Below are 17,201 nucleotides of genomic sequence, written 5' to 3'. Positions count from 1 at the left end.
CTTCGTGTCAACGGTTCTGGATTGAGCCTTTTTCGAATACAGTGTATAATAAAAAGGTTATCCAAATAGAAAGGAGCAAAAGTCCCTATGCCCATCTTCACACCCACTCATAAATTGATTCTATTCACTCTTGCCCTCGCTTTGCTGGGAATCGTCTACTGGCGGTCGAGAAAAAGCGCACGTGCCCTGCGACTCCTCGGGATCGTGGGATCCGTCTACGCCATGATCTACCTGGTCTGGCGCATCACCTCCACCCTTCCTCCGGTCACATCAGCAGGTTTTGTCTTTGGACTCCTCTTGGTCATTTTTGAAACCCTGGCCATTGGACAGTCCCTGCTTTTCAAACTGCTCTTCTCCAGCCAAAGAAGCCTGTCGATCGAACGCAGCGCCCCCTTTGAAGGGCTCCCCACCGTTGATGTGATCATCTCTACCTACAACGAACCCTTGGAGATCCTCGAGCGTACCCTGGTCAGCTGCAGGGAGATCGATTATCCACAGGAACTGCTCACGATCTACCTCGGCGACGACGGCCGACGCCAGGAGGTCATGCACCTCTGCGAACGGTACGGCGTGCACTACATAACGCGAGACGACAATGACCACGCCAAGGCAGGCAATATCAACAATGTTTTAAAAGGGGCTACGGGCGATCTCATCCTGATGCTCGATGCCGATATGATTCCCCGTGAGGATATCGTCCGCTCGATGGTCTTCTACTTTGAAGATCCCAGCACGGGTTTCGTCCAGTCCCCACAGGTTTTTTACAACCTCGATCCCTTCCAGTACAATCTCAATGTGGGTGCATCGATCCCCAATGAGCAGGACTTTTTCATGCGCACGATCGAGCAGAAGCGCGCCCTCTACAATGCGGTCCTCCACGTAGGTACCAATGCCCTCTTCCGCCGATCGGCCCTCGATGCCATCGGTGGGATTCCCACGGGGGCGATCACCGAGGACATGGCTACCGGTATGCTCCTACAAAATGGGGGTTACAAGAGCTTCTTCGTTGCCGATACCTTGGCCGTCGGCCTGAGCGTGGAGGGTGTCGAGGACCTGATCAAACAGCGCGACCGGTGGCTCCGGGGCAATATCCAGGTTATCAAGAAGTACAATCCTTTCAAGATGAAGGGCCTGGATCTTTACCAAAAGCTCATCTACCTGGACGGCTTTGTCTACTGGCTCTTCGGGCTCCAGAAGATGGTTTATATCCTTGCGCCACTTTTGTACCTGCTCCTGAGGTTGACGGTTTTTGAGGCCCATGGCTTCGATATCGCCCTGATGTTCCTCCCCTACTTTCTCTCTAGTTCCCTCTACTTCCGATCGGTGTCCGATCGCGGCCGAAACATGACCTGGAGTCACATCTACGATACAGCGATTGCACCCCAGATGGCCCTCTCCTTCCTTTCGGAATTTTTCTTTAAGAAAGAAACGAAATTCCACGTGACCCCCAAGGGCCTTTCCAGTGAGAAGGACCTTTTCAGGACGCGCCTCGCCTCGATCCACCTGATCCTGTTCACGTTGAGCCTCGTCGCCCTGATCGGGAATATCACGCTTCTCGGTACGTCATCGGGTGGACTCAACGTTCCCGCCCTGGTCATCAACCTGATCTGGTGCGCCTACAACGGCCTGGCGATCTTCATCTCCATCTTCCTCTACCTCGACCGCCGTCGTTTCAGAAAGTCCGAGCGCATCCCGACGGATCTCAAGGCTAGCGCCCTGATTCGAAGCTGTGCGCATCACGAAAACTGCGATAGTTGTGGTCGCGTCCTCGACATCTCGGAAAAGGGTGCGCGCATCCAGATCAAGTCCCACTGCCCGCACTTTACCTTCGAGGTCGGTGCGCCCCTGACGCTTTCCATCGATACCATCGGGATCGTCCGCGGGACGGTCAAACGCGTGGAAATGGACACCGATACTTATCTCATGGGGGTTGCTTTCTCCCCCGTGGGATTTGAAGCCTATGCAAAGATCAATCGCTATCGGTTCGATCTAAACAACCGCTACGTCAGGCATACGAGGATCGATCCGGAGATGGACAGTTTCGGGGAAATCCTCTTCAAACTCTTCGCTCGCTTTCAACTGCGGTGGCGACCTGAAGAAGCCGCACACCCCCTTCGCCGTTCCATCAGTTCCCAGTTGGAAGTGGAACAGGAACACACGGAACAAACCGGTTGAACCGAACCAACCCATCATCGGTCAGGCCCGTGGATAAAGGTACTGCTAACACCCCGATCACTGCTTATGCGGTCATCGGGGTGTTCTTCTCGTCATGATTTTTTGCACATGAAAATCAGTTTCCGATTTCACCTTAAACCGAGCGCTCATCCATTGATGGCGAAGTGTTTTGGGCGTATACTGGTCCCTGAGAAAATCGAGCGATCAATGGAAAGGAGCACACACCTATGTCTACGCTTTTGTGGATTGTTCTTGTCTTGCTGGTGGCTTTCTACGGGATCGCCCTGTCCCGTCCCGGCAAATGGATGGACTGGGCGGCGTGGAAGGCACATATCCACGAGGAACGCAGGAATCGAAAATCATAAGCCTCAAAAAAATGGCGTACCTGTGGGGTGCGCCTTTTGTGTGACCCTTTGACCAGATTGCGACCAAGGATGCCCAATATTTTTCCCCTTCTAAGCAATTTCATTCTCTATCCACGACAATATCGAAAGGATAGAATGAACAATGTGCGGCGTTCGTGCCACAGGCAAGGGGGATAAAGGGGGAAGGCAAATGGGACTCAAGGGGAAAATTGTCGTGTTGACCGGGCTGATCATTCTATTGACCGTTGGTGGCGTCGTGGGACATCAAACGATGCGATCCATCGAAACTTATGAAAACATCATCGCCTTCACCATGATCAGCGAGCTGGATGGGCTGAGCGAAGAAATTCTAACCGCAGAACAATCGGTCCGCTCGATGCAGGAGGCTCTTGACGAGAAGAACATCCGACTGGCCCGATCCATCGCCATGATGATAGATCGGGACCCTGCTCTGCTCGAAAACGATCAAATGATCGGGCTGAGCAAAACGCTCGGCGTCGACGAGATCCACCTGACCGATGAACAGGGTGTCATTGTGAGTGGTACGGAAACAGCCTTTTATGGATTCGACTTCCATAGTGCGGATCAAACGCTTCCCTTCCTCGGCTTAATCGATCAAAAGGAAGCTACGCTCGTCCAGGCACCGGCGCCCCGTGGGGTCGACAACGTCTTATTCCAATACATAGGGGTATCCAGGGTGGATGGCAAAGGTATCCTTCAGATCGGTATCGAGCCCACGGCCGTGCAGAAACTGACGGATCAGATGAATGTGCAGAGGAGCATTGAGAAGGCCAGTGGGGAAAGCGGCAATCTCGCCTTCCTCGTAGGCCCAGAGCGCACGATCATCCACCATCCGGATGCCGAGATGATCGGTGTCGAGGCCAGTCAGGTTAGCTGGATCGAGCCGGTGCTCGAAAGCGATCATCGCCTCTTTCCCATCGAGTTAGCCGATCGTCCCTACTACGCCATCTCGCGAACCCTCGGGGATCAGTCGCTCGTCATGACCTTTCCGAGGGATGACGTCCAGACGATAGTCAAGAGCACGATCACCCAAGGGGCACTCGGGATCCTCCTCTCCATCGCAATTCTTACCCTGGCGGTTAACGGGGTGATCGGTAGATGGGTGGTTAATCCCTTGCGCGATATGGAGCAAAAGATGTCTGCTCTGGGCAGTGGTGACCTGACCGTCTCCATGGACTACGACGCAAAGGATGAGATCGGTTCCCTGACCCGACACTTCACCGCTATGATTGCGAGCATCCGCGATCTCATCCGTGATAGCACGCAGAAGATGCAGGTGGTCTCCGGATTGTCTGACAACATTCACTCGCATATTGGAGGCCTCGAGGAAGCCAGCAACGAAGTGACCCTGGCCGTTGACGAGATTGCCAGGGGTGCCACCGAAACCGCCGATAACATCTCCCACCGTCTGTCGGATGCCCAGGATCTCGGTGTGATTATCCGCAGGGCATCCGAACAGATGATGGAGGGCCGGGAGCTGATGGACCTCATGCTCGACTCCAGTCGCACGGGACGAGGTCACATGACGAACCTCGAAAGTGTGTTCAGTGAAACAACCGGTCACACCCATCGCGTGGTCGCATACGTTGACCTGCTCAACAACCGATCCCAAGAGATCGAGGAGATTATCGGTGCGATCAGGGGGATCTCCGGCCAGACCAACCTCCTCGCTCTCAATGCCTCTATCGAAGCGGCACGGGCAGGAGAATCGGGAAGAGGGTTCGCTGTCGTCGCAGAAGAAATCCGAAAGTTGGCGGAAGAGTCCGCTTCTTCTTCAGAGAAGATCAGCAAGCTGGTGTCCGAGATTATCCAAGTGGTCGAAGAGACGAAGTACACGGCCGATCGGACCAAGCGCTCCATAGAAACAGCCCACGACAACCTGCACGAGACCACCACAGGATTCGACCGCATCGACGCGCACATCACGCGCATGAGTGGGATCGTGGCCACCTTCAAGCTTTCTACAGAGCAAATGGACCAGATGAAAGAAGAACTGCTGGTTTCCTTCGAATCCATGGCGGCCATCAGCGAAGAAGCCGCGGCCTCCACCGAGGAGATCCATGCTTCCGCCGAAGAGCAGTTATCAAGTGTCACGGAAATCCGCGAGTCCATTGGTACTTTGGATCTCCACATTTCTGATTTGTCACAAAAGATGCGTCACTTTCAGGTATAATGGTCCGGGAGAAAATATATTGTAGAGGAGGTGTCCCCATTGTACTGCCAAACGATTCTTATGATTAACCTCGATCCATCCACGTGCCAACAGATCCGTTCCATCCTTCAGCGCAATCTGATGGTTTCCTATGCTGTGCAGACGCTTCAATGGTTATCTTCAGAAGGAAATCACTGGACGATACCGAAATGCGAGATCATCATCGCTAGAAAGACACGTCCGGACGATCCGATCATCCGATGGCTGATGAGCGAAGACCAGTGTAAAAGGCGCCCCAAGTTGATCGTCATCGATTCAGTGGTGGATTATACCTTCGTCAGAAGGGCTCTGCAGTACGGTCTTCTCGACTATTGGATCCTGCCGCTTTCGAACGCCATGATCCTCGAGGCCCTCGGTTTGTGCTCCGTAGCAAAAGAAAGACACTCCTACGCCGGTCTCGACTATCAGCTGGCCCGCATGCTCATGGGAAAACAAGGGGTCGATGAACAGTGCTTGACCGAGTTCTATGTGATCTTGCGCGGGCACCACGAGAGGATCCGGGATGCAGAGTCGAGGATCATCAGGGGATGGCGAATGATCCTGGAACACATCTCCTTTGAGCCCATGGGCATTGAGCGTTCGACCTTGGCCAGGATGATTGGCAAGTGGATGGTCGAGCAGTCCGATGCATATGATACGTTCAGATGTGCTTTTTTCTATGCAAAAAACGTCTACAGCGATCTGTTCTGCCCGCATATCCGCTCCTCCATCTCGAGACAGACGATCTACGAAGTGCTTGATCCCTCCTTTCGCGATAAATCCGTTCGTCATCTCGCCCAGCGACTCTATTTGAACCAAAGCTATCTGAGCATATCATTTAAAGGAGAAGTGGGGATCCCACTCTCCACATACATCCGGCGGGTCAAGCTCTACGGGTCGATGATCCTTTTGCTTGATCACCAGACCAGCCTCGATCACGTCCTCAATATCCTCGAATACAAAGATTCAAAGTACTTTGCCAAGCTTTTTAAGAAACATACCGGCCTCACGCCGGACCGCTTCAAGCGACTTTACCACGCAATCTATCGACACAGGGAGCAGCGCACCTTCCTGATCGATTGAGTCGCTTGATCAAAACGACTCTTACATAGACCAGTCACAAATGAAGGCTTATGATATGGTATCATAGGGGTAAACACACACTTTCTACTCAGGAGGTCTTATGGCCAAGAAAACCATATCTGCCAAACGCAAAACACTCTACTACCTCGGCATGGGCATGACGGGTGTCGGCCTGCTACTCTTCTTATCCACTTTCATCCAGTTCATGCGTCCTCAAGATCTTTTCGGAGCAGGGCCGGGGAGCATGATGACCCGCCCCTTCATCGGGATCCTGATGATCGCAGGAGGCCAGTTCCTCAGACATCTCGGGGCGCGAGGCAGCGCGGGTTCTGGACTGGTGCTCGATCCAGAGAAAGCGCGAGATGATCTGGCTCCCTGGTCCAAGATGGCCGGTGGCATGGTGAACGATGCCCTCGACGAAACGGAACTGAAGAAGGACAAGGAGGTCATCCGCGTCCGCTGCAGATCCTGTGGCACGCTGAACGATGAAGAAGCTCGCTTCTGTGATCAGTGCGGTGAGCCGTTATAGGTATTGAAGTAAACAACAAAGACCATGGTGCGTTTGATGTGCTCCCTTCATGATCAACAGTGTTTTTCTTTTTCACTGTCTTTCATAAAGGGAGCATATCAGTTCGCACCATGGTCTTTGTGTCATTGCAACTTTCTCTTCCCGATGGGTATCGGAACTACATCGAATCCTTCGTCTCGCTGAAAAATCCTTCAATCGAAAAACCAAAGAGGCCTGTGATCATCAGAAAAGCCGTGAGGATCCAAGCATCACAAACCCGGTCACACTCACTGCAGCTCACACACACCTCTGGATCTGCCTTGATCTGATAGGGTCCCAATCGATTCAATGCCGACCAAGTAGCGGACCATGGGCATATGAATCGGCACACATTGCGATGACCTATGAAAGGGATCATCAGCACCGAGGCATAACTAAGATCTAGATTGAACTATCCATGACTGAAGTCACGGGATTCGGTTATCGCCTTTCGCGACGACCACTTTTTCCTGTTTCACCGGCTACCGCTTAGATTGCAGGAGCAATCCAAGTCTTACAAAGCCTCCTACAGAGCTTAGCTCTGCTCACAAATGTGACAGGCACTTCCCGTTGTCCCAACGGTGCAGGTACACTTGATACCGCTTATGCTTAGGCTAAGATGCCTAATGTATCTAAACCCTGTTTTCTGATGTTGATGGCTGCATTCTCATCCCGTTCGTGCTCAGCGCCACAGTGACTACAACACCACTTTCTGTCGCTCAGCGTAAGGGCGATGTGTTTCTCCCCACAGGAAGAGCAAATCTTGGATGAGGCATACCAACGATCGATCTGTACAAGATGCTTTCCTTACCACTCCAGTTTGTACTTCAGGAAGATGATGAACTGAGACCATCCCGCATCTGAATTAGTAGATGGTTCAAACCTATCTGCCATGTGAGAGCGTTTCTCCCTATCCCAGGTACTAACGAAAAACAAAGAGATTGTACATTGTACAGTTGCTCTTAATGAAAAAGCCCACCTAAGGGTGGGCCAATCTATCACTTGAGGTCATCCATATTGATGCCCTTCTTTTTGGCAATGTGCTTGGGAATCAGTGAGATTAAGAACAAGATTACACCAGCTGCAGCAAACTTCACGAGAAGCCCTGCTGAGAATCCGTTCAAGGCAATTTCCCCCGCCATATAAGCATAGATAAATGCTCCCGGTGCCATACAAATGAATGTCAGAATCACATAGGTGCTCAACGGAATTTTCGTCAGTCCGTAGGCATAATTTTGAAAAGAGAAAGGGAATACTGGTACCAGCCTCGTGAGGATCAAGAAACTCGTACCATTTTTCTCCACACCATCATCAATTTTTCTGAACATCGCATTCTGACCGATTTTGTCTTCGATCATTCCCCTAGCCACGTACTTAGCCACGAGAAATGCCGCCGTCGCTCCCGCTGTAGCCGAAATCAGTGAAATTAAGCCACCCTTGATCGGCCCAAAGGCTACGCCGGCAACGATCGTGAGCATGGACCCCGGCAACATGAAGATGCAGCTGGCGATAAAAATCAGGGCAAAGATCACGTATCCCCAGGCACCATAAGAATTGATGAAGGCTTGCATGGCCTGAACATCTTGAATTTTCTCGATGAGACCCAAGCGCGAAGCGGCGAAGAAAACCATACCAATCACTGCTAATAGCGCAACGATTTTCAGCGCCCCACCTTTTTTCTTTTCAACGGGCTTACTTGCGTTTTCCATTATCACTTGCTCCTTTCGAAGAAAGAAAAATGAGATTGAGCATCCAGAAGGATGCTCGATCTACCTTTTTACTCGCCATTTTCAATCCGCGCTACATCATTTCCCTGCTCATACACTTCGTAGCTGTACTCGATCCAAGATCCATCGTAGTTCATCACATCTTCGTAACCTAGCACCTGCGTTAACACAAGCATCGTGTGCGCACTTCTCACACCAGACTGACAGTATGGAATCAGCGTCTTGCCCTCAAGGTCCCCGTAGATCGTCTCGAGTTCTTCACGTGATTTTAATGTTGTGTCCTCGTTGTTGGCATCCGTCCATGGAATGAATACCGCTCCGGCGATTTTACCAGGGCCAAAAGCACCGCTCTTTGTGGAAGCACCTTGTTCCTCATCCGTGGTTCGCGTATCGATTAGCACGGTGTTCGCATCATCCAACGCTGCGATCACATCATCTAGTTCCGCTAACAACGCTTCTGTGTAAGCTGGGGCCTTGTAATCGGTCGCAGCCTTCTCTGCCGGAGCATCCCCTGTTGGGTAGCCGGATCCAATCCAAGCGTTTAGACCACCATCTAGATACCGTACATCATCATGTCCAAGACTCTTGATCTGCCACCAGAGACGTGCAGCGTCATGGTGGGAGTTCGATGCGTAAACAACGATTGTTGACTCTGGTGTCGCTCCGTAGGTCGACAGGATTCCTTCCATCAATTCAACGCTCCCACGCATTCCACCGAAGAGGTACTCGCCCTCCTGAGCGGAGTAGTCCCCGCGCCACATTGAATGTGAGCCGCTGATCGGTGCATCACCATTCTTAGGATTCAAAGCACCGATGATCACAACATCCTCATTCTTATCCATCAAACCTTTCAATTGCTTGGGTGTGATGAAGGCATCAGGATTAGCGAAAGCTGCAATTTTCTGACCTTGCTCAGAAGAATCCACTTCTACCGCCTGTACGCCAAAATACTCCCTGTAACCGATGAAACCTCCGACGACAACCACCGCTAAAATGAGCAGACCGATTAAAACACTCTTCTTCATCATCATTCTCCTTTACGTCTACTTGAGGACCTGTTTCATGAGTTTTTTCGAATCATATCTGTTTTTCCAGCTCGTCACAGGCGAACTAGGCAAACCACTGAACGTGGAAGACGTTGTCTTCACTTCTCCAAAGATCAGTTCAAGAACATGTACTGCTTTTTTGCCACCTTTGACCATGGATTCACGACAAGCCGCGCAATAAGCAACCACATGTTCCGTATCCATCTCTTCGGTTCGTCGGTTCATTACACGCTGGGCTAAATTTGGATTCGCGGGCACAACCATGCCTCCAAATCCACAGCACCGCGTATTTTCTCGGGTATGAGGCGCTTCTACATAGTTGTAACCCAGTTCATCGAGGATCCATCTGATGCCGTCGTGAATCCCCTTCTCATCTCTCGTAGGACAAGAGTCGTGAATGGTGAACACAAGGTCAGATCCCTTCGCCTTGCCAATGGCTTCTTGCGGGAGTCCGATTTCGGGAAGCAATTCCCATAGCGAGGTAACCTTTTGATTGGGACTGTACTGGCTCATCGTCTTAAAACAGGACTGACAGGCCACGATAATCTCTTCTGCACCGAGTGCATCCACTTCTTTTTGAAAAGAAGCATAGCGCTCTTTGAATTTATCAATCTGTCCCAAGGCCTTAGTCGGCTTACCACAACATTTCAAAATCGCACCCGTTCCCGGTAATTTCCCCTGAAGAAAATCCAGGGTATCTCTTACCGCTTCAGGATGATAGGATGGCAGGCTACAACCAGGGACAAAAACACGTTTCGTCATGGACATGCCTTATCTCTCCTTTCTTTTCGAGGGCTTAGCCATATTGAACAACGCGGAGAAACCGAGTAGCTGATGCATCTCGATGGCACCGTGCCCTTTCATAGGAGATTTGCCCTTGTTTTCTTTGACCATCTCTTTCCTCATATCGAAGAATCGCTCGGACATTGGGAAATCTTTCGGACAAGCGATGGTACACTGGCTGCACATGTTGCATGAATAGGGAATCTCCGGATCCACTTCACCCGTCTCGAGAATCCCTTCGAAAAGATCTTTCGGACATTCGCAGTAGTCACCGAGCATCAAGCATTCTGACATACACAGCTTACATTCACAGGCTAGGCATCTAGAGGCTTCTTTCATGGCGCTCGTCTCGTCAAAACCTAGGTCAACCTCTTCAAAAGAACGAACTCGTTCTGTTGGCGTACGCTTAGGCGTCTCGACGCGGGCTAGATCCTCGTCGCTCTCTTTGACCTCACGCTCGAGCCAAGTTTCATAGGTTGTTTCTCGCTCACGATCGATCGAAAGATTCTGCCCCTTGAGTAAACGATCAACCGATTCTGCCGCCGATCGACCGTTGGCCATGGCTTCAATGGCGATGACCGAGCTACCGCTACAGTCACCCGCGACGAAGCATTTGGACGTGCCCACGCGGAATGTTACGGGATCCACTTTGATACGACCACCCCGGATCGTTTCAAAGCGATCTTCTGGTAAGAAGGACGTATCCACGCTCTGACCCACTGCGAACACAATGGTGTCTACATCGAGTTTTTTCTGGTCTTCAGAATCAAACTGAGGATTGAATCTACCCTCTTCGTCATGCGTGCACAGACACTTTTTTATTGCGATACCTGCAACTGTGTCCTTTTCTCCGAGTATAACCTCGGGACCATAGGCATCGTGCAGCATGACACCCTCTTCAATGGCTTCTTCCACTTCCCAATCGTGTGCGGGCATCTTGTCTTTCTCCTCTAGACAGAGGAGGTGAACCTCTTCTACACCGATTCGTCTGGCAGATCTTGCCACGTCGATGGCCACGTTCCCACCGCCGATCACAGCAATCTTTTTGCCCACATTGGCTTTCTTTGTCAAGCTCACATCTCTCAAGAAATCAACAGCATGCGTTACGCCTTTTTTCTCGTGTCCTTCCATCGGGATGATCACTCCGTTGTGAGCCCCAACAGCCAATACCACGGCATCATGCTTCTTCTCTAATTCTTCGTAGGTGACTTCTTTGCCAATTTCGACCCCAAGTTGGAAGTCCACCCCAATACGCTCGAGTAAACTGTATTCGCGATCAATGATCTGACGTGGTAAACGGTACTCAGGAATCCCCACACGCATCATGCCACCTACCACATCGAGTTTTTCATACAAGGTCACTCGATGGCCTTTTTTTCTGAGATCAAGCGCCGCTTGTGCACCCGCTGGTCCTGCGCCCACGACCGCTACGTGTTTACCTGTATCAGGCGATACAGACAAATCCCAGTCATTCTCATCATCATAGTGGTCTGCGACGAATCGTTTGATAGCCGCGATTGCCATCGGCTCACGGAAGGCTTCTTCTCTCTTACATTTTTCCTCACAAGGATGGGCACAAATTCGCCCGAGTGTCGCAGGTAAGAATAGCTTTTCGCGGATCACGCGTATCGCATCTTTGTGTTTTCCCTCGGCTACCAGATTGACATAGCTCTTCACTTCGGTATGCATAGGACAAGTTGCTTCGCAATACGGTGGCGCATCGCCCATACAATCATCAACGATTTCTCGCATCCTTTCGAGTACTTCACCCGGATAATGGGTCGTTTTCATGATTGACAATCCCCCTTCTACAATTTTTTTCGACTTCGCCCGCATATTCTGTTAAATTTATAACAATAATAAGCGTTCAGTGTACCTCGCCAAACATCCAAGGGTGCTCCGGAACATTCACCGGCCTCATTGGCCTGTTAGTCAGCTCTTTGTCGATTGATAAAAGTATATCAGACTTCTCTCGAGCCCCCTCATAAGCATCGCTTATTTCAAATAACAGATGCTTATGACTGTTTTTTTGTTATACTATTAACAAAAGTTTTGTAATCTGTTATCATTATAAGTACAGTCTCATAACTAGCTTGTTCTGATCTTGCTTCTTCACTTGATCGATATCCGTTTTTTTATCCCCACTTCTCTTTCTAAGGAGGTCAACCGGGTGAACCTGAACTATCTCAAGTCGTTTTACATCACGGTTCAAAACAACAGTATTTCGAAAGCCGCCAAACAGCTTCACCTTACCCAGCCGGGTTTGAGTTTACAGATGCAAGCACTTGAGAACGAAGTGGGTACACCCCTTCTGATTAGGAGCAACAAAGGAGTCGAATTAACCGATGCCGGGAAAATTCTCTATGAATACACGAGTACCCTTCTTTCGCTAGAGGAGAAAATCATGGGCGATATCACGATGATGAAGGAACAGAATGATTTTCTGAAGATCGGCTCGTGTAAAGCCATTGGAGAATATGCACTTCCCTGTAGCCTTTATCTCTTCAAGCGTCAATTTGATCAGATCATGCTGCAGACTACCATCAGTAACTCCCGTGAGATCATTGAAGCTGTGATCAATCGAACCTTACATATGGGAATCGTCACCAATCGACCTTGCGATGAGCGCTTGATTGCCACTCGGATTACAAAGAACCCTCTCATGTTCGTCACAGCCATGCCCCTGATCAAAACAGATATCACAATCGCAGAACTCTACAAGCTACCTTTGATCCTTAGGGAACCTGGTTCTGGTATTCGCGAGTATATTCTAACTCAACTATCGATAAACGGTGCGGATACTGAACACCTCCACCCGATCTATGAAATTGATTCGATGGAAGCCATTAAAACCAGTGTTATCGCCGGGAAAGGGGTTGCTTTTATCCCCGAGTTATCCATAAAAAAGGAACTGGCTTCAGGTGATCTCACAGCGATACGCATAGAAGAACTCATTCTCGAACCCGAATACTATATGATCCGTCATCGGGATCATACCCCCTCAGTATCACAAAAGGCATTCGAATCCTTCCTCCTATCGAACAAACGTGGCTTTTGTTAACAACAAGTTCAAAGCGAGGCCCCGGGTTAATACCCGGGGCCTCGCTTTCTTCATGAAATATAGTCGCTGAGTAATGATTTCATAAAATCAGGATCAAGGTATCGATGCACGGTTTTTCTCGTCCGCTCATTGATAATCGCTCGCTCCCCAGTGTTGTACTCCACCCAAGCATGGGCACACCACGAGAGAGCACGTAGGTACAAGAACGGCCGGTAGAGCAGCTCTCGCTCGCGGAGTTCTCGAGCCGGTAGCTTGCTGTGTTGATCATATGCTGCGTAAAAACGATCGATCTCCTTCTTTGAGAAGCGATGGTCTGTTCGCCAGAGCGTTGTCGTCGGTGCCAGGAACTGAGAGATGTCTTGAACAGGATCACTGATCACAGGTTTTTCCCAATCAATAATATAGGATTTATCTTTCCCAATGATGAAGTTATGGGCATTTACCTCAGTGTTATTCACCACCCACCAGGGATTTTTTTCGAAATAAGCGTCGTGATGTGCGTGTTGTTCACAGTATCTGATCAGTCGATTGAAGTACCAGAGCGTTTCTTTCGATGCCTGAGAACACCTCGTGTAGTCGGACAGCCAATGTCTCCCTTCGTCAATACGCGCTCGACAAAGCGATTCTTCTCGTATCATGAAAGGCTCAAAGGGACGTATATCGAGAGAGTGGATTCTTGCAAATAGCCTAGCTGCCACCTCAAGATCTCTCTCGTAATGCAGCGGATTGCCCTCAAGGAATCTCATAATCAATAACCCTTCCTTGAACATTTCTCTCGAATCATCTACATACAGAGGTTCCGGCGTGACACCGCTGACCGACAATCGATCTAGCGCTTGGTATTCATATCGAATTTGATTCGGTAATCCCATTTGACTGGCAGTGTTTAATCGGAAGACGGCTTTTTCCCCGCGAGCACTCTCAATCAAATAATTGATATTGTACTCTCCCTGGGCCAAAAAAGACACCTTCGTCACTTCTCTCCATTCCAGATGATCGAGGACATCTCGTCTCTTCAGGTATTGTGCAATGCGCTCGACGATATTATCCATGTCGAACTCCTTTCTCAGTTAACCAGTTTTTCAAAAAAGCCAGGGTATGCATGGGATGGTCCGCACGCACTCTTTGATCATCAGCGACCAGTTCGAGAAGCGACAGCAGATCGTCCATCGTATCGATATCCGTCATACACTCGATGGTCTTCGTCTGCAAGTCTTCTTTCTCAGCAATCTTTAGGGTCATCTCCATTACGGATAGACCACCCCAAGCTAGGTCTCCATTGAATAATGCAGGATGAGAACGCTTTTTCCCCACCAGATAATAACCACCATCTGAGGTAGGACCTAAGACCACATCTGACTGCTGCAAAGCATCAAAGGCACTCACGATGATTCCTGGCAATAACTGTGGAATATCCGTACCAACGAGAATGACACGGTCATACCCACGTCCAAAGAGTACATTGAACACATGCGACATACGTTCACCTAAGGTCTCACCCCTTTGCACGATACGTTCGCCTATCAATGGGAGTGCTGATACGTTTTCAGACGTGGCATTTTCTGGAGCGTAATACACGATAGGCTCAACCCAGCTGCCTAGGGTCTTTAGCAAGCGGTCGTAGTCCTTTAAAAAACATGTGTGTAACACCGCACACTCCTTGGGTGTCAGCGGTGGCATCATACGCGTTTTCGTTGCACCAGGGACTGGTATTCTGGTCATCATCACCAGGGCATCCTTCATGCACGTACCTCGCGATATTTTCGTGCCAATTCTTCTGACGAAACGCCCCGTACGTACCACCATTTGATTCTATGCATGAAAAAAAGCGTGCGAAAAAATCCACCTTCTAGATACCTGCGTCCGGACGTTCCGAGGGAAACCTTGATCTGCTTCCCTTTTCCTCTCTTAGAGAGCCTGCGGCTGAACTCCCAGTCTTCCATCAGGGGCATCGATCGAAAGCCTCCAGCTGCTGTGTACTCGTTTTTCGTGATAAAAAGTCCCTGGTCTCCGAAAATCAACTGTAAATGCCGGGCACGAAGATTGGAAGTCCAGGCGAGCAGTCGCATCGAAAGTCGTTTCGTATCATCAAAATACATTTTAAAGAAGCCGAACTGCGGCCCCTCTTTCTCACGTAAGGTCTTTTCAATTACCGAAAGGGCCTTTGGGTCGATTGTTGCATCGGCATGGAGAAACCAAAGGATCTCCCCCGAAGCAGCGCCGGCTCCACAGTTCAGTTGATGTCCTCTTCCTGGCGTAGTTTCGATAAGACGACAGCGGGATGTGCAGATCTCCTGACTGCCATCTGTGCTACCGCCATCTACCACGATAATTTCTTTCTCCCCAGGCAAGGCCTCAATCGTTTCAAGTAAAGAATGTAGACGCTTAGCTTCGTTCTTCACCGGAATTATAATCGAGATCATAGCACTTCCCCTGTCTTTACGTTAAACAGATGAAGCCGAGGGAGTTCGAGGTTCAAAAAAACGCGCTCTCCTAGCATCCTGAGCTGACGTGCTTCGTCGAGTACTCTTAATTTACTTTTACCGACCGAAACGGTATAGCGGACTCGTTCTCCACAAAAAATTGCCTCGACAACCTCCGCTTCGCAAGCACCCTTTTCATTGCACAGTCGAATGGCCTCGGGCCTTACCAAGAGATCCGCTTCTCCCGACACAAGACCCTTGGGTCTAGAGAAGAGCCCTAGATCTGAGATCACCTGGTCCTCTGTCACCAGGACGCGATGGTAGTTGGCCTCTCCGAAGAAGTCAGCCACTCTTTTTGTAGCAGGTCTTTGGTAAATCTCGACAGGAGTCCCCACCTGAGCGATACGTCCTTCGAACAAAACGGCAATCCTATCCGCTGTCATGAGTGCATCCTGTGTATCGTGGGTCACCAGTATGCAGGTAATACCCAGTTTGCGCTGCAGGTTTCTCACGAAAGTTCTCATGCTGGCCCTGAGAGCAGCGTCCAGGCTACTGAAAGGCTCATCAAGCAAGAGTACCTCAGGCTCAACAGCAAGGGCCCTGGCAATTGCCACGCGCTGCTGTTGCCCGCCTGAGAGGGCGTGAGGTCTCTTATGGCCATGTCCGTCGAGTTGCACAAGCGTTAATAATTCTTCAGCCCGTGCCAGGCGTACGTTCTTTTCAATACCTCTCATCTTGAGGCCAAAGGCAATATTGTCGATCACAGATAAGTGTGGGAACAGTGCGTAGTCCTGAAAAACTACCACAGCTCCTCCCTGTCGCCCCCTGCGTTCCCTCGCCGGTATGCCGTTAAATAGGATCTGACCTGCGGTTGGTTCTAGCAACGACGAGATCAGCTTGAGAAGTGTAGTCTTACCGCTACCCGATGGTCCTACGAGGGCCATCATTTCACCTTCGCTAACTTCCAGATCGATTCCCTTGAGGATTCCCTGGTCACCATAGGTTTTGATCAGTGATTCCATCTTGATTGCGGACATATGAACAAACTCCTTCACATACGAATAGGTATTTAAGACAATTGCATTAGCTCGTGCTTGATCCCGTTTGCTTGTAGATGCGCTTGAGAAGCCCCTCCACCACCCACAGAACAAGCAGAGTGATGAGTACGAACCCAAGACTATATACCGATGCCATCATGCGATCGCCACTCTCGATGTAAGGGAACATCACCATCGCATAGGTGATCACACGACCTCCTCCGATGAGAAAGGTCAAGAAATACTGGCTGAAGGAGACGATGAACACCATGGAGCCTGCAGAAAGCAGAGCCGGCGTGAGCAGCGGTATCGTCACGTAGCGATACGTTTGGAAACTGGATGCACCCAGGAGACGGGCCTGCACCTCCATCCGATCTCCTGTGAGTTCGTAAGCGTTACCAATAATCCTTACGGCGTAAGGGATGCCTAGGATCAGATGAATGAGTATGACACCCCAGAACGAGTTTGCAAGGCCCATCTTGAGAAAAGTCACGTGAATCCCCATAGCCACCGTGATAGGGGGTACAATCAGAGGGCTTAAAAGGAAAAGGTAGATCCCCCTTTTTCCAGGAAAATCGTAACACCCGATTGCCTTTCCGGCAGGCAGGCTGATTGCCAACGTTATGCCCATGACCACCAGGGACAGGCCAACGCTTTCGTGCACAATCGTGACCACACCTGACTCTGTACTTAGGAAATGTCGTATCGCGCGTAGCCCATAGGAGACCGGTAAAAGATCAGG

At 50.2% G+C, this 17,201-nt stretch carries 15 protein-coding genes and 1 pseudogene; 6 read left to right on the top strand and 10 right to left on the bottom strand.

Annotation, left to right across the window (positions count from 1 at the left end; all coding sequences use genetic code 11):
- Nucleotides 1-87: 87 nt before the first annotated feature.
- The 5 genes from ACULM0_RS14765 (at nucleotide 88) to ACULM0_RS14745 (ending at nucleotide 6,364) form a co-directional block, all read left to right on the top strand.
- Nucleotides 88-2,175 carry a glycosyltransferase gene (locus ACULM0_RS14765; protein WP_463678297.1) on the top strand — a complete coding sequence of 696 codons (2,088 nt, stop codon included), beginning with the start codon at nucleotides 88-90 and terminating at the stop codon, nucleotides 2,173-2,175.
- A 227-nt stretch (nucleotides 2,176-2,402) separates the two neighbouring features.
- Nucleotides 2,403-2,540 carry a hypothetical protein gene (locus ACULM0_RS14760; RefSeq protein ID WP_463678296.1) on the top strand — a complete coding sequence of 46 codons (138 nt, stop codon included), beginning with the start codon at nucleotides 2,403-2,405 and terminating at the stop codon, nucleotides 2,538-2,540.
- Nucleotides 2,541-2,730: 190 nt separating this feature from the next.
- A complete protein-coding gene (locus ACULM0_RS14755) occupies nucleotides 2,731-4,734 on the top strand; it encodes a methyl-accepting chemotaxis protein (protein ID WP_463678295.1) in 2,004 nt (667 codons plus the stop codon).
- Between the two features lie 39 nt (nucleotides 4,735-4,773).
- Nucleotides 4,774-5,835, top strand: a complete 1,062-nt coding sequence (locus tag ACULM0_RS14750) for a helix-turn-helix domain-containing protein (RefSeq protein ID WP_463678294.1) — start codon at nucleotides 4,774-4,776, stop codon at nucleotides 5,833-5,835.
- Nucleotides 5,836-5,935: 100 nt separating this feature from the next.
- Nucleotides 5,936-6,364: a zinc ribbon domain-containing protein gene (locus ACULM0_RS14745; protein WP_463678293.1), complete on the top strand. Its 429-nt coding sequence runs from the start codon at nucleotides 5,936-5,938 to the stop codon at nucleotides 6,362-6,364.
- A 627-nt stretch (nucleotides 6,365-6,991) separates the two neighbouring features.
- On the opposite strand, the pseudogene ACULM0_RS14740 reads toward ACULM0_RS14745, so the two are convergent.
- The 5 genes and pseudogenes from ACULM0_RS14740 to ACULM0_RS14720 form a co-directional block, all read right to left on the bottom strand.
- Nucleotides 6,992-7,177, bottom strand: a pseudogene (locus tag ACULM0_RS14740) (zinc ribbon domain-containing protein); the annotation flags it as partial.
- Nucleotides 7,178-7,380: 203 nt separating this feature from the next.
- Nucleotides 7,381-8,091 (bottom strand): TVP38/TMEM64 family protein, encoded by a 711-nt coding sequence (locus ACULM0_RS14735; protein ID WP_463678292.1) that lies wholly within the window; start codon nucleotides 8,089-8,091, stop codon nucleotides 7,381-7,383.
- A gap of 68 nt (nucleotides 8,092-8,159) precedes the next feature.
- Nucleotides 8,160-9,140, bottom strand: a complete 981-nt coding sequence (locus ACULM0_RS14730) for a sulfurtransferase (protein ID WP_463678291.1) — start codon at nucleotides 9,138-9,140, stop codon at nucleotides 8,160-8,162.
- 12 nt (nucleotides 9,141-9,152) lie between these two features.
- Nucleotides 9,153-9,923, bottom strand: coding sequence for a heterodisulfide reductase-related iron-sulfur binding cluster (locus ACULM0_RS14725; RefSeq protein ID WP_463678290.1), 771 nt, complete (start codon nucleotides 9,921-9,923; stop codon nucleotides 9,153-9,155).
- 3 nt (nucleotides 9,924-9,926) lie between these two features.
- Entirely contained in the window at nucleotides 9,927-11,729 is a 1,803-nt protein-coding gene (locus tag ACULM0_RS14720) for an FAD-dependent oxidoreductase (RefSeq protein ID WP_463678289.1), read from the bottom strand.
- A 379-nt stretch (nucleotides 11,730-12,108) separates the two neighbouring features.
- Here ACULM0_RS14720 and ACULM0_RS14715 point away from each other — a divergent pair, with 379 nt between their 5' ends.
- Complete coding sequence (locus ACULM0_RS14715; RefSeq protein ID WP_463678288.1) at nucleotides 12,109-12,999, top strand: LysR substrate-binding domain-containing protein; 891 nt, start codon at nucleotides 12,109-12,111, stop codon at nucleotides 12,997-12,999.
- A gap of 50 nt (nucleotides 13,000-13,049) precedes the next feature.
- Here ACULM0_RS14715 and ACULM0_RS14710 read toward each other — a convergent pair whose 3' ends face one another.
- Genes ACULM0_RS14710 through ACULM0_RS14690 form a run of 5 tightly spaced genes read right to left on the bottom strand, consistent with a single transcriptional unit; the run spans nucleotide 13,050 to nucleotide 17,123 of the window.
- Nucleotides 13,050-14,051 carry a phosphotransferase family protein gene (locus tag ACULM0_RS14710; RefSeq protein WP_463678287.1) on the bottom strand — a complete coding sequence of 334 codons (1,002 nt, stop codon included), beginning with the start codon at nucleotides 14,049-14,051 and terminating at the stop codon, nucleotides 13,050-13,052.
- Nucleotides 14,044-14,742 carry a TIGR04282 family arsenosugar biosynthesis glycosyltransferase gene (locus ACULM0_RS14705; protein WP_463678286.1) on the bottom strand — a complete coding sequence of 233 codons (699 nt, stop codon included), beginning with the start codon at nucleotides 14,740-14,742 and terminating at the stop codon, nucleotides 14,044-14,046. The genes ACULM0_RS14710 and ACULM0_RS14705 overlap by 8 nt, the downstream gene beginning before the upstream one ends.
- The gene (locus tag ACULM0_RS14700) at nucleotides 14,739-15,422 is read right to left on the bottom strand and encodes a TIGR04283 family arsenosugar biosynthesis glycosyltransferase (RefSeq protein WP_463678285.1); all 684 of its coding nucleotides are present in this window, start codon (nucleotides 15,420-15,422) and stop codon (nucleotides 14,739-14,741) included. The genes ACULM0_RS14705 and ACULM0_RS14700 overlap by 4 nt, the downstream gene beginning before the upstream one ends.
- Nucleotides 15,419-16,459 (bottom strand): ABC transporter ATP-binding protein, encoded by a 1,041-nt coding sequence (locus ACULM0_RS14695; protein ID WP_463678284.1) that lies wholly within the window; start codon nucleotides 16,457-16,459, stop codon nucleotides 15,419-15,421. The genes ACULM0_RS14700 and ACULM0_RS14695 overlap by 4 nt, the downstream gene beginning before the upstream one ends.
- Before the next feature lie 46 nt (nucleotides 16,460-16,505).
- Complete coding sequence (locus tag ACULM0_RS14690; protein WP_463678283.1) at nucleotides 16,506-17,123, bottom strand: ABC transporter permease; 618 nt, start codon at nucleotides 17,121-17,123, stop codon at nucleotides 16,506-16,508.
- Between the last annotated feature and the right edge of the window lie 78 nt (nucleotides 17,124-17,201).

The sequence above is a fragment of the Halotolerantifilum yawarlongkerapense genome (assembly GCF_054506745.1).
The sequence above is the reverse complement of the archived record's forward strand: the minus strand, read 5'-3'. Positions and strand labels throughout refer to the sequence as shown.